At 47.6% G+C, this 12945-nt stretch carries 11 protein-coding genes; 8 read left to right on the top strand and 3 right to left on the bottom strand.

Translation table 11 applies throughout. The features are described from left to right. Positions 1–17 precede the first annotated feature (17 nt). The 4 genes from ACE04G_RS02165 (at position 18) to ACE04G_RS02150 (ending at position 6588) form a co-directional block, all read left to right on the top strand. On the top strand, positions 18–776 hold the full coding sequence (locus ACE04G_RS02165; RefSeq protein ID WP_145324006.1) for a tRNA threonylcarbamoyladenosine dehydratase: 759 nt from the start codon (positions 18–20) through the stop codon (positions 774–776). A 243-nt stretch (positions 777–1019) separates the two neighbouring features. Continuing rightward, positions 1020–2318, top strand: a complete 1299-nt coding sequence (locus ACE04G_RS02160) for an NCS2 family permease (RefSeq protein WP_221824755.1) — start codon at positions 1020–1022, stop codon at positions 2316–2318. 84 nt (positions 2319–2402) lie between these two features. Beyond that, a complete protein-coding gene (locus ACE04G_RS02155) occupies positions 2403–4181 on the top strand; it encodes an ABC transporter ATP-binding protein (RefSeq protein ID WP_221824754.1) in 1779 nt (592 codons plus the stop codon). 226 nt (positions 4182–4407) lie between these two features. Then, complete coding sequence (locus ACE04G_RS02150; protein WP_221824753.1) at positions 4408–6588, top strand: HelD family protein; 2181 nt, start codon at positions 4408–4410, stop codon at positions 6586–6588. 125 nt (positions 6589–6713) lie between these two features. On the opposite strand, the gene ACE04G_RS02145 is transcribed toward ACE04G_RS02150, so the two are convergent. Both ACE04G_RS02145 and ACE04G_RS02140 read right to left on the bottom strand, forming a co-directional pair. After that, on the bottom strand, positions 6714–7616 hold the full coding sequence (locus ACE04G_RS02145) for a DMT family transporter (RefSeq protein WP_449003412.1): 903 nt from the start codon (positions 7614–7616) through the stop codon (positions 6714–6716). Then, entirely contained in the window at positions 7613–8356 is a 744-nt protein-coding gene (locus tag ACE04G_RS02140; RefSeq protein WP_221824751.1) for an SDR family NAD(P)-dependent oxidoreductase, read from the bottom strand. Before ACE04G_RS02140 ends, ACE04G_RS02145 begins: the two co-directional genes overlap by 4 nt. A 136-nt stretch (positions 8357–8492) precedes the next feature. On the opposite strand from ACE04G_RS02140, the gene ACE04G_RS02135 reads away from it, so the two are divergent. Genes ACE04G_RS02135 through crcB form a run of 4 tightly spaced genes read left to right on the top strand, consistent with a single transcriptional unit; the run spans position 8493 to position 11524 of the window. After that, positions 8493–9383, top strand: a complete 891-nt coding sequence (locus tag ACE04G_RS02135; protein WP_221824750.1) for a LysR family transcriptional regulator — start codon at positions 8493–8495, stop codon at positions 9381–9383. 42 nt (positions 9384–9425) lie between these two features. After that, positions 9426–10733, top strand: coding sequence for a replication-associated recombination protein A (locus tag ACE04G_RS02130; RefSeq protein ID WP_091027662.1), 1308 nt, complete (start codon positions 9426–9428; stop codon positions 10731–10733). A 33-nt stretch (positions 10734–10766) separates the two neighbouring features. Beyond that, positions 10767–11168, top strand: coding sequence for a fluoride efflux transporter FluC (locus tag ACE04G_RS02125; RefSeq protein ID WP_221824749.1), 402 nt, complete (start codon positions 10767–10769; stop codon positions 11166–11168). Continuing rightward, positions 11165–11524 carry a fluoride efflux transporter CrcB gene (gene crcB, locus ACE04G_RS02120; protein WP_221824746.1) on the top strand — a complete coding sequence of 120 codons (360 nt, stop codon included), beginning with the start codon at positions 11165–11167 and terminating at the stop codon, positions 11522–11524. The genes ACE04G_RS02125 and crcB overlap by 4 nt, the downstream gene beginning before the upstream one ends. Positions 11525–11655: 131 nt before the next feature. Here crcB and mnmA read toward each other — a convergent pair whose 3' ends face one another. Continuing rightward, positions 11656–12780, bottom strand: coding sequence for a tRNA 2-thiouridine(34) synthase MnmA (gene mnmA / locus ACE04G_RS02115; protein ID WP_221824745.1), 1125 nt, complete (start codon positions 12778–12780; stop codon positions 11656–11658). Between the last annotated feature and the right edge of the window lie 165 nt (positions 12781–12945).

The raw sequence follows: 12945 nt of genomic DNA, 5'->3' as shown, positions 1-12945 counted from the left end.
GGAGGCATCGATTCTCAATGCTCCATCAATTTTCAAGAACAGAACTTGCGATCGGACCTGAAGGTCTGAACACATTGAAGAATAGTACAGTAGCCGTGCTCGGTATTGGCGGTGTAGGTGGAATTGCTGTAGAAGCTCTTGCCCGCAGCGGTGTAGGTCGCATCATCCTGATTGATAAAGACGTTGTGGACATCACCAACATTAACCGCCAGATTCATGCGCTGACCACGACAGTAGGGCAGAAAAAAGCGGATCTGATGGTGGAACGTGTGAAACTGATCAATCCGGAATGTGATGCGATTGCCCTGAATATGTTTTACACGGAAGAAACGTATGAGGAATTGTTCAAATATGAACTGGATTATGTGCTGGATGCATCCGACACGATTATCTACAAAATCCATCTCATTAAAGAGTGCCTGAAACGTAAAATTCCGATGATCTCCAGCATGGGTGCGGCGAATAAAATGGATCCAACGAAATTCCAGGTTGCGGATATTTCGAAAACGACCATGGACCCGATTGCCCGTGTTGTGCGTACCACACTTCGTAAAGACGGCATCAAAAAAGGCGTGAAAGTGGTCTTCTCGACTGAAAAACCGATGAAGCCGCGTGAGGACGTAACACAGAAAATCGTTCCCGAGAATGCTCCGGAAATTCGTAAGGCCAAACAGCCACCTGCGAGTAACTCATTTGTGCCTCCGGTAGCTGGACTGATTATGGTCAGTGTTGCGATTAAGGATTTGTTAGAAATTGCAGAGAACAAGCAGCAGTAACTTGCTGCCAACAGAACAGCGTGGATGCTGACAAGGCATCTGCGCTTTTTTGTGTGATCATACTTCGCAAGAGAGGAGCGGATGGGACGTCAATCGTCTATGATAGCTGAACTGTATTCATAGATAAATGTCAGAGTTACGTCATGTACTTCAAAGTCAAAACCGTGTATGATATTCACTGCTGCGCGAAATGATGATACATACATAATGAATTTGCGGCTAGAGAGAGGGGAATAGAACGAAATGAAACACGGATGGATGACCAGACGTCTTGGCATGGAGCCAGGAGACCAGTGGAAAAAGGAAATTGTGGCGGGAGCCATTTCCTATTTTGCCGTGGTCTATATCGTTATGGTCAATGCTACAATTCTTTCCGATGCCGGTATGCCCTTGCAGGCGGCCATGGTTGGAACCCTGCTGACGTCCATTGCAGGCTGTTTGCTCATGGCATTTGGCGGAAAATCACCGATTATCGTTGTGCCCGGCATGGGGATTAATGCATTTTTTACGTATACACTTGTACATTCCATGAAATTAAGCTGGCAAGAAGCGCTGGCCGTTGTAACCGTTACAGGTATACTGTTTGCCATTGTTGCGTTTACGTCACTATACAAAATGATCAGCGAAGCGATCCCGAAAAATCTACAGCATGGCATTACGGTCGGGATTGGTTTGTTTCTGACATTTATCGGTTTACAAAAAAGTGGAATCGTTATTGCGCACCAGACCACATTTGTCGCGATTGGGCACTTCAATGATCCAAACGTCATTACAGCCTGCGTTACACTGGTGATTGCCTTGATTTTATTTATACGTAACGTGCAGGGTGGACTTCTCATCAGTATTCTGGTCGGGACAGGTCTTGCCTATGTACTTGGAGCAGTAAACCCGGGCGAGTCCGTATCAGCGATGGATGCGCTGCGTCAATACGGTGGGTTGTTTGGCGAATTGTCTTTGATGAAGCTAGCTGATGTTGCATTTTGGATCGCGGTATTTTTGCTACTGCTGATTGTGGTGTTCGAAAATATCGGATTAATTACGGCTCAGACACAGATGATTGGTCGTCCAGAGCGGTTCAAAGGAAGTCTTCGCGCCCTATCGATTAGTACCGTGCTGGCAGGTATATTCGGAAGTAGTCCTCCAGTTGCTGCAGCCGAGACTACAGCCGGAATTGCCGCAGGCGGTCGCACAGGTTTGACTCCGCTCGTTACAGCCGTGTTATTCGGGGCTACTTTTTTCTTCATCCCGCTGCTCGGTTACATTCCGGACAGTGCAATTGCTCCCATTTTGATCATTATTGGTGGCCTGATGGTGCAAGGTGTGAAAGATATGGATTTTGGTGACTTTACAGAGGCGTTCCCGGCATTTCTGATCATGGTCATGATTCCATTTACATATAGCATCGTGGACGGTATGGCGTTTGGGTTTATTGCCTATCCACTAGCGAAGCTGGCAGCAGGTCAAGGTAAGCAGGTGCCTGTAGTCATGTATGGCATTTCCATCCTCTTTTTAGCCAATTTTGTGTTACATGGTATCTTGTAAAGCTGTGTTAACAACAAAAGGCAACGTCATGTAACTTCATACGTATGATCTCTGGTGAGCAGATGGAGAACGGGAGGAACGGGAATGGAAGAGCAGCAACAAACAGGGCAGAATGAACCGAAGGTGGGAAAAAAGGGATTCAAGGATTTCGTCAAGCTTATCGCTTCTACGAACCCGCCAAAACTGATCCTGATTCTGGCCCTCATTTTAACCCTGATTCAAACGGCGGCCGGACTGATTGTGCCACTGATGACCAAAGGTCTGATTGATGGACTTACCACTTCGGCACTGAACAAATCTGTTATTTTATTGTTACTCGGGGCATTTGTGATTCAGGCGATTGCTTCGGGTATCAGCATTTATATGTTGAATTACGCCGGACAACGCGTGGTCGCAACACTTCGCACCAAGCTGTGGAACAAGGTCTTGTCGCTGCGAATGCCATATTTCGATCGCAATCGGACAGGCGATACGATGAGCCGGATTACAAATGATACAAGCCAGATCATGACGTTGATCGCAGATTATTTGGTGTCTTTTGTATCCAACATTGTTGCCGTTGTGGGTGGTGTGGCATTACTGTTCTACTTGGATTGGGTGATGTCGCTCATTATTCTGAGTCTGGTTCCACTTACGCTGCTAATTCTTCTGCCTGTGGGTAAGAAGATGTACAAGATCTCCAAGAAACAACAGGACGAGATGGCAGGTCTTACGTCCGTGCTCAGTCAGGTTATTGGCGAGATCCGTTTGGTCAAAGCCTACGGTACGGAAAAGCAGGAAGTGGAAGCAGGGGATTCCCGGATTCGTAAAATGTTTGCTTTTGGCTTGCAGGAAGCACGCATTCTTGCTTTGATCGGTCCCTTGTTTACATTTGTCATGACTGCCGTACTGGTCGTTATTCTGGGTGTGGGGGGAATGCGTGTAGCGTCTGGCATGCTGTCACCGGGTGAACTGGTCGCGTTCATATTACTGTTGTTCCAGGTCATTATGCCAATGGGACAATTCACGACGTTATACTCCCGTTTGCAGAAAGTTGTAGGTGCAACGGAGCGCATACAAGCCATTCTTGCCGATGAGGAAGAGCCACATGACAGCACCAAGGTAGCACCAAAAGGAAATGAGACGATTGCATTCCATGATGTACACTTTTCCTATGTTACAGGTGAGGAAGTGCTGCATGGGATCAATCTGACGGTACCTACACAAAAAGTGACAGCCATTGTCGGTCCCAGCGGTAGCGGCAAATCAACACTGTTCTCTTTGATGGAGCAGTTCTATATGCCCGATTCAGGCCATATTTCATATGGGGGACAAGCGATAACGGATTATTCTTTGTCTTCTTGGCGCAGTAAGATCGGGTATGTGTCTCAGGAAAGTCCCCTCATGGCGGGTTCAATCCGAGATAATATGACCTACGGATTAAACCGTGAGGTCACGATGGATGAGATCAGAACAGCGGCAGAGATGGCGTATTCGGCAGACTTTATAGACAAGTTGCCACAGGGATATGAGACGGAAGTGGGCGAGAGAGGAATTAAGTTATCCGGGGGACAACGTCAACGGATTGCTATTGCTCGTGCCTTATTGCGCAGTCCGGATATTCTCATGTTGGATGAAGCGACATCCAGTCTGGACAGTACCTCAGAGTATGAAGTACAACAGGCTTTGTCCAACCTGATGGAAGGCAGAACTACGATCGTGATCGCGCACCGATTGTCCACTGTGGTGGATTCCGATCAGATTGTTGTATTGGAGCATGGACATGTTACCGGAACAGGAACTCATGCGGAATTGATCAGCAGTCATCCGGTATACCGTGAATTAGCGCAGAAACAGTTTGTGGCACAGGAAGGGCAAGATTGAAGTCAGAACTAGATCGATAACTGTTTTTCAAAGATAAGGTTCAAAAATAGTTCAACTTAAGACCGTTGTTCATTCGTTCAGTACGAGCGTGAGCAACGGTTTTCTTTTATGAGATTCCCAGGTTGCTGTAGCTTTTTACACATCAATATGATATAGTGGGTATCCTTTTGCGTCGTCAGTGATTGGCGATGCAGAGCAAAACATATTCTTAGGAGGTAACTGAAACATGTCAGACAGCTTTCAAAGTGCCTATCAAGAAGAAGAGTACAGGTTAGAGCGAACGATGGAGGAAGTGGACAGTCAGTTGGAACGACTGCAGAACATTCCGGTATACACCGGCCACGACTTCACAGAACAAGTGCTGGAAGCTGGACGCGAAGAGCGCCGCACCGCCTTGTCCAAGAGCGCGCAGCAACCCTATTTCGGACGCTTGGATTTCGAAGAACAGGGCAGTGGTGCACGGAAACCGCTGTATATTGGCAAAATCGGCGTAGACCGCGAAGAGGTGGGAGAGCATCCGCTCGTCATCGACTGGCGTGCTCCTGTCGCAAGCCTGTTTTACTCATTTACGGGAGGGGAAGCCTCCGCTACGTATGAAGCCCCGGAAGGGCTTATCGAAGGTCTCGTATATCTGAAACGAAACGTTGTCATTCGGCAGCGGATATTGGAACGTGTGGCGGATACATATAACCGTGACAGCGACCAACCAGCGGTATCTGATGAATTCCTCGTTTATCGTCTGGGAGAGAACAAGGATAACAAACTGCGTGACATCGTATCTACGATTCAGGCGGAGCAGGATCTGATTATTCGTGCAGCGAGAAACACTGCATTGATCATTCAGGGTGTAGCTGGATCTGGGAAAACAACGGTTGCCCTGCATCGGCTTGCCTTTTTGCTATATCAGTACAAGGAGCAGGTATCTGCAGAGAAAATGGTTATTTTTGCGCCCAACCACATGTTTCTGGATTACATCTCGGATGTGCTTCCGGAACTTGGAGTAGGGGACATTCAACAGCGGACATTCCCGGATTGGGCGATGAACCTGCTGGGGCTGGAAATGCCTTTGGCGAATACGTCGGATACATTGAACACCTGGTTCGAAACTCCAGATGCGCGGCCTGAATTAAATGATGATGTACCTGGACGTTACAAAGGATCCATCCGTTTCATGGAGCTTATTCGAGAGTGGCTCTCGGGCATGGAAGCGGATTCCGTACCGGATATGGACTTCAGTCCATGGGATGGTAAGGTGCTCAGCAAGACGGAGATCGAGAACTGGTTCGGTGAGGAATATAAGCATTATCCACTAGCCAAACGCAAAGAACGGGTCATGGCGCGGGTTCACCGCTGGATTGAGATGGAACTTAAGAAACCGATGCCAGAAGCTGTGCGCAAAGAACGCAAGAAAAAAGCGTCTACTCGTGAGAAAGCTTATGCCAAAAAATGGCCGCAATACGAGCCGCTTACGTTATATAAACAGCTGTTTAAAGCTGCAAAGGGTGGTTCTGTTCCAGCCTCGCTCAGCGGGCTCATCCCCAAAGGCGTAATGAAACAAACGGCAGCAGATCTGAAACAGGATATCGTCCGTGAAGAGGATCTGCCTGCATTGGTATACATTCATACATTGGTCCATGATATTGAGGGTTCGGAGCGGTTTGATCATGTCGTGATTGATGAAGCGCAGGACTTTTCCCCTTTTCATGTGGCGTTATTGGATCAGTTCGTCAAAGGGCATTCCTTCACCATACTGGGTGACTTGTCTCAAGGCATTCATGAGTACCGTGGTGTTCATGCGTGGGAAGAGATGAGTTCTTTATTTCCTGAGGAACAGAATGCATACTTTGCGTTAACCCGAAGTTATCGTTCGACGATGGAAATTATCGATTATGCCAATACGATTTTGGAACGTGGTGTCAAGAGCGGGATTACGGCGATTCCTGTTTTCCGTAGTGGTGATCCGGTTCGGACGTTGGCTTATGGAGGCGAAGGGCGGACGGCGAGTCTTGAAGAGGCTTTGAAGGTGTTAACCGTCAAAGACTACCGAACGGTCTCCATCCTGACTCGTACACTGCATGAAGCAGAGGAACTTCATCGTGAACTTCAGGACGCAGGCTGGGATCTGAATCTGATCGATGGTGGCAAAAAGCAGTACACGGGTGGACACTCCGTTTTACCAGTCTATCTGTCCAAAGGGTTGGAGTTTGATGCCGTTATTGTGGCAGACGTAGACCAGAAGCATTATTTGCCCAATGCGGGTGATGCAAAGCTGTTGTACGTTGGTTGTACACGGGCCTTGCACGAATTGTGGTTGTTCCACGAGGGTGATTTGCCAGAATACGCGGCTGCAACACATAATCCCGACGGCGAGCCGGTAACCGTTCAAGGTTGGCCAGAGCTTGGTTAGATAAAGTTTGTTTATACAACAAAAGGCATGACGTTCATGGGAAAGTCCCATAAGCGCATGCCTTTTTCTGCTTTTGTGCGAGAATTGCTTAATCTTCCGACGAAGGACGATGGAGGAGTTCAAGTTTATGTTACGCTATTTCTCATTCTGGATGAGCGACGGTTCACCAGGAATATGCCAACACCAATAAATAAACCACCTGCTAATGCAAACCATTGAACGTGTTCTCCTAGTAAAATCCAACTCGATAATACACCAAAGAACGGTGCCAGAAACAGATACGAACTGGTTTGGGCTGGGTCACTATTCTGAAGCAGATAAAACCAGAGTGAGAACTGAATGATGGAGCACACAAATGTTAACCAGAGCAGCGCCATAACCGAGGTGGTATTGACCATAAAGTGAGGCTGTTCAGTCCATACGCTCAGCAGAAGAAGCGCAGCACCTCCCGCGAGCATCTGATAGGCTGTTAAGACAAAAGTATCGTAGCCATCGCCCCAGCGTTTGATGAGCAATGTGGACACGGCAAAGGAGATCGCACTACCAAATCCAATCCAGGTTCCGGGACTGAAGCTCATCTGCCACCCAAAAGTTAACATAATCCCGATGAAACCGAGTATAACACCGATCCACTGACTAAAACGGTAGGTCACTCTATATAAGAGAGCACTGAGGATAATGACCAGTAGCGGATTGGTAAACGTAATAATGGCGGATTCACCGGATGTAATCCAGTTCATGCTGTAGTAGGCGCAGCCCATCACTCCTGCGGATTGGAACAGACCAATGAGGATTATTTTCAACCAAGACTGCCATCCAGTAGGCAAAGGACGTTTACGAAGGAACAAGGCCATCAAGCCACCTGCCAGTATATAACGTATGCCCATGAGCAGGAAAGGTGGGGCATATAACATGCCGATCTTGCCAACTGGAAAAGAAGTACCCATGATTAGCGTTGTCAAAATGATCAAAATTGTATACTTCAAGGGTTGTATAATCCGGGTATCTTTATCATGACTAGAGCTCATAACGTCTGTCCGCTATCTACAGTAATTAGTTGCCCGGTCATGGATTGCTGTTCCAGCGCAACACAGATCATGTGTGCGATATCTTCAGGTGAGGCAATATGCTGTAATAACACTTTTCCACCAAGACGATACATTCGCTCCTCGTTTCCAGCCCACCACCTTGTAGCAACTGCGCCAGGGACGATAGCATTCACCCGAATGTGTGGTGAGAGTGCGTGCGCAAGTGATAAGGTCAGACCGTGAACTGCCGCTTTGGAGACGGCGTATGGGAGAGAGGAGCCCGAACCCGTACTGCCTGCGATACTGCCCAAATTCACGATAGAGCCACCGCCAGCCTGTCTCATACCTTCCGTCACTGCACGAGCGCAATGAAACATGCCTTTCACATTCACATCAACCAGCTCATTCCAAATGTCATCTGTAACAGACTCCAGATCGTGCATGGGGATATGGTGTGTGATTCCGGCGTTATTTACAAGGGCAGTGATCGGGCCATAGGTTTCAGTTATTGTAGTGAACATCCGCCGGACATCAAGATCATTGGCAACATTAGCTTGAACGGCGAATGCATGGCCTCCTGTATCCAAAATGTGTTGAACAGTCTCTCTTGCTGCATCTTGTGAGCGGGAATAGTTGACAGCGACCAAGGCTCCGCGTTCAGCGAGCATCTCACTTACAGCACGACCTATACCTGTTCCACCACCTGTGATTAGAGCAACTCTATTTTTCCAGTATGTCATGCTGAACACTCCTTATCATCAACCAGTCAGATGACTGGTTTGGGATCTACATGAATTGTAGTTCGGTTTACACATGAAGTATAATGATTGGTAATGAAGCCGATATCATTTTGAATGATGTCAGAGTGGGGGGACCATGGAGAGCGGGGATCTTAGAATATTTCAGTGTGTTGCACAGGAAGGGAATCTGACCAAAGCTGCTTCTAAACTGGGGTATGTTCAATCCAACGTAACGGCACGAATCCGGCATCTGGAAGCAGAAGTAGGTACAACGTTGTTCATTCGTCATAACCGAGGCATGACGTTATCTCCAGCCGGAGAGATGCTGCTGACCTATGCAGATAAAATTATTGGTTTGCTGAATGATGCTTCCAAGGCGCTTCGGGCGAAGAGCACACCATCGGGTCCAATGCGAATAGGGTCTACACAAACCTCAGCGGCCGTGCGACTACCTGAACTTTTCGTCAGATATTATAAACAGTATCCAGATGTCTCCTTGTCACTGGTTACTGGCAATTCGCAGATGCTTATGGATCAGGTTATTGGGTATGAATTGGAAGGGGCTTTCATTGGTTGTCCCTGTGATCATCCCGACATCGTTTCTATTCCCGTATTTGATGAGGAACTATTTGTTGTTTATTCTGGTATGGGTCCTACGGATGAAGATCTTAAGAGTAAACCCATTCTTGTCTACAGCATGGGGTGTTCCTATCGTCAGGTTTTGGAGGAATGGTTAGAGGTGGGTGGTGTTACCCGCCCAGTAATTATGGAATTCGGAACCCTTGAAGCGATTATTAGTGGGGTTACGTCCGGCATGGGAATTTCCTTATTACCAGAGATTGTGATTAGGCATCAGATCAAAAATGGATTACTGCGCACGCATACACTCCCCGTAGGTATGAATCGCATGATGACTCATTTTATTACTCGCAAGGATGCCTTTGTCAGCAGTGCACTTCATGCATTTATGGCTATGTTACCGCGAGAGTATGATATGATAGAGAGTGGAGAACCATCAGAAGTGTAATTGTAATCAAGGCAAGGCAATCCGTTAAGGAAGTGATGAGCAATGGATTTATTTTCGTTTCAACAGGACTCAAAACCACAAGCTAGATTGCTCGCGGACCGCATGCGGCCAGAGCATCTGGATGAATATATTGGACAGGAACATATTATTGGACCAGGGAAATTACTCCGGCGCGCCATCGAGGCTGATCAGATTTCGTCCATCTTGTTATACGGCCCTCCGGGATGTGGCAAGACAACCTTGGCACATATCATTTCCCAGCAAACGCAAGGACAGTTCGTACGTCTGAATGCAGTGGAAGCTTCCGTCAAGGATGTGCGTGAAGTCATCGAACAGGCGCAAACGAATAAACAGCTGTATGGAACGAAAACCATTTTGTTCCTCGACGAGGTACATCGGTTTAACAGTTCACGTCAGGATGCGCTATTGCCAGCGGTAGAGAAGGGCACGATTATTTTTATCGGCGCAACAACAGAGAATCCCTTTCATTATGTCAATGGGGCCTTGATGAGCCGTTCAACTCTGTTCCAGCTAGAATCGCTAAATAAAGATCATTCCCTAATTGCAATGCGCAGAGCATTGAGTGATGCGGACAAAGGTTTGGGATTCATGGAACTACAGGCAGACGATGAGGCGCTTGAACATATTGCCACGATGGCCAACGGGGATATTCGGCGTGCGCTTAACGCCCTTGAACTGGCTGCTTTGACCACGCCACCGGAGAAAGATGGATCCATTCATATTACGCTTGGTGTGGCAGAAGAGTCTATTCGGCGACCGATTGTGAAGGCGGATGAATCCACACAGTATGATGTGTTGTCTGCATTTCACAAGAGTATTCGGGGTTCCAGTGATGCGGCGTTGTTCTGGTTTCTATACGCGGTGGAGAAGCTCGGCATGGACCCGATGACCTTCATTCGGCGCCTGATTGCAGCCAGCAGTGAAGATATTGGACTTGCGAACCCGCAAGCCATGACTCAGGCGATTGGAGCACTTGATGCGTACCGAAATAACGGCTGGCCAGAAGCCAAGCTGAACATTGCACAAGCGATTCTGTTTGCAGTCGAAAGTCCAAAATCCAACGCGGTGTACACTGCCATTTCCAAAGCCATGAACGCGATTGATGAGGTGAAATCGGCAGAAGTTCCGCTTCACTTGCGAGATACGCATTACTCGGGTGCCGTGAAGCTTGGACATGAGGGTTATCAATATCCACACAACTATCCGGGGCATTACGTGAAACAAGAATATTTGCCAAAGCAGCTCTCACGGAGAGTATTCTATGAGGCAACGGAGCAGGGTAACGAATCGAAGATCAGGCTGAACCAACAGCGGCGCAGAGATCTATAAGATCAGTCAGATCACTCGGGAGATGCACACAACATGAAAGAGCTTTTGTATATAGGGGCGGGTGGATTTCTCGGTACATTAACCCGATATGCCATACAGTTAGCGATACCCACTGTCCATGGGGGGGTCCCTTGGGCGGTGCTGTTAATCAATGCGATGGGCAGCCTTTTTTTGGGTTGGTTCTTTACCATAGCTGTCCCAGGCAAAATATCACCACAACTTCGACTGGCGATTGGTACAGGTTTTACTGGCGCATTTACGACATTCTCCACGTTTACACTGGATATTGTTCGTTTATCCGAAGGGGGCGAATGGGTCCATACGGCTATTTATATGATCGTAAGTCTGTTGGCAGGATTAATGCTATGTGCGCTGGGAATGAGCCTTGGACATCGTATGTTGGGAGCACAAAGACAAGAGGGTGATGCCTCATGATCCTGTGGATTGGTTTTGCAGGTGTGCTGGGTGCGGTACTGCGTTTCAGTCTGGGAAAATGGGTCTCTGGCTTGCTGGGAACGGCTTTTCCCTGGGGAACATGGATCATCAACGTCAGTGGTTCACTGCTGCTTGGGCTGTTATACGGGTGGCATCAATCTGCAATGATCTCAGATGGAATCTGGGTGATCTGGGGAACCGGATTTTGCGGTGCGTACACCACGTTCTCTACCTTTGGTTATGAAACGTTAGGAATTATGGGTCGACAACGATACGCAAGCGCGGCGCTCTACGTTGTCAGTTCGGTTCTAGTTGGGGTGTTGGCCGCCTGGGCAGGAGTCTGGTTAACTGCATAACGAACTATTTTTTATTTTTTTGCAAAAATAAGCAGGAAAAAAGCCATCCTTCATGGTATACATGAAAGACGGCTTTTTTAATAGGGATACACGGTATTGTGTATAATCCTTATTTTAATGGACAAGATCTATTACTGCATTGCGGGTACAGGTACTTTTTGCACCTGATCGATCGTACCCCCACCCAGGCAGACTTCTCCGTCGTAGAAAACAACGGCTTGTCCTGGCGTAATGGCTTTTTGCTGCTGGTCAAATTGTACATCCACACTTCCATCTTCCTGCCAGGTCAATGTTACACCTTGATCCGGCTGACGATAGCGGAACTTGGCAGTACAACGGTATGGTACATTAGGCACGTGCTCTGCACCAGCAATCCAGTTCACACCCGTTGCAGTAAGACCAGTGGAGTACAAGCTTGCATGGGCATCGCCCTGAACAACAAGCAGTTGATTCTTCTCCAGATTCTTGTCTGCAACAAACCAGGGTTCACCATTGCCGGAACCGCCAATGCCAAGACCTTGGCGCTGTCCAAGTGTGTAGTACATCAGACCGTCATGACGACCTTTGACTTCACCGGTTGCGATATCAACCATGTCTCCGCCTTTGGCAGGCAGATAGTTACTCAGGAACTCTTTGAAATTACGCTCACCGATGAAGCAGACACCTGTGCTGTCTTTTTTCTTGGCAGTATACAAACCAGCCGCTTCTGCGATTTTGCGTACTTCCGGTTTGGGCAGATGACCAATTGGGAACATGGCTTTGGACAGCTGGTTCTGATTGAGTGCGTTAAGGAAATACGTTTGATCCTTATTGTTGTCCACACCACGCAGCAACTTGAGAGTGCCATCTTCTTCAATCAGGCGAGCATAGTGTCCTGTAGCTACATAATCTGCGCCGAGATCCAGAGCTTTGTTCAGGAATTCACCAAATTTGATCTCACGATTACACATGACATCCGGATTTGGCGTGCGGCCCGACTTATATTCATCAAGGAAATAGGTAAATACTTTATCAAAATACTCTTTCTCGAAGTTGACAGTGTAGTAAGGAATGCCGATCTGTTCGCATACACGGCGTACATCCTCTGAATCTTCTTCAGCGGTACAGTGGCCGAACTCGTCGGTGTCATCCCAGTTTTTCATGAAAATGCCGATGACATCGTACCCTTGCTCTTTCAGCAGCAGTGCGGTAACGGAAGAATCGACACCTCCGGACATGCCAACGACGACCCGTGTATTTTCAATTGTTTTGGACATCGTTATCACCATTTCTATATATAAATGTGTTTCGTTTCTTATTCTAGCATAACCGGACTCAAGATACGATACACCCGGCCAATTTTGGATAGTGTCCACCACAGACGCACATTTTGGAATATCGTCAATCTTTCTTTTCCATAAAGCATGCAGATATGTTAACAT

This window comes from Paenibacillus sp. AGC31, assembly GCF_057334655.1.
This window is presented reverse-complemented; position numbering and strand designations above follow the sequence as displayed.

Excerpts from the sequence above, each read along its gene's own strand:
- ACE04G_RS02165 (WP_145324006.1), top strand. The coding sequence starts at position 18 with ATGCTCCATCAATTTTCAAGAACAGAACTTGCGATCGGACCTGAAGGT.
- ACE04G_RS02160 (WP_221824755.1), top strand. The coding sequence starts at position 1,020 with ATGAAACACGGATGGATGACCAGACGTCTTGGCATGGAGCCAGGAGAC.
- ACE04G_RS02155 (WP_221824754.1), top strand. The coding sequence starts at position 2,403 with ATGGAAGAGCAGCAACAAACAGGGCAGAATGAACCGAAGGTGGGAAAA.
- ACE04G_RS02150 (WP_221824753.1), top strand. The coding sequence starts at position 4,408 with ATGTCAGACAGCTTTCAAAGTGCCTATCAAGAAGAAGAGTACAGGTTA.
- ACE04G_RS02145 (WP_449003412.1), bottom strand. The coding sequence starts at position 7,616 with ATGAGCTCTAGTCATGATAAAGATACCCGGATTATACAACCCTTGAAG.
- ACE04G_RS02140 (WP_221824751.1), bottom strand. The coding sequence starts at position 8,356 with ATGACATACTGGAAAAATAGAGTTGCTCTAATCACAGGTGGTGGAACA.
- ACE04G_RS02135 (WP_221824750.1), top strand. The coding sequence starts at position 8,493 with ATGGAGAGCGGGGATCTTAGAATATTTCAGTGTGTTGCACAGGAAGGG.
- ACE04G_RS02130 (WP_091027662.1), top strand. The coding sequence starts at position 9,426 with ATGGATTTATTTTCGTTTCAACAGGACTCAAAACCACAAGCTAGATTG.
- ACE04G_RS02125 (WP_221824749.1), top strand. The coding sequence starts at position 10,767 with ATGAAAGAGCTTTTGTATATAGGGGCGGGTGGATTTCTCGGTACATTA.
- crcB (WP_221824746.1), top strand. The coding sequence starts at position 11,165 with ATGATCCTGTGGATTGGTTTTGCAGGTGTGCTGGGTGCGGTACTGCGT.
- mnmA (WP_221824745.1), bottom strand. The coding sequence starts at position 12,780 with ATGTCCAAAACAATTGAAAATACACGGGTCGTCGTTGGCATGTCCGGA.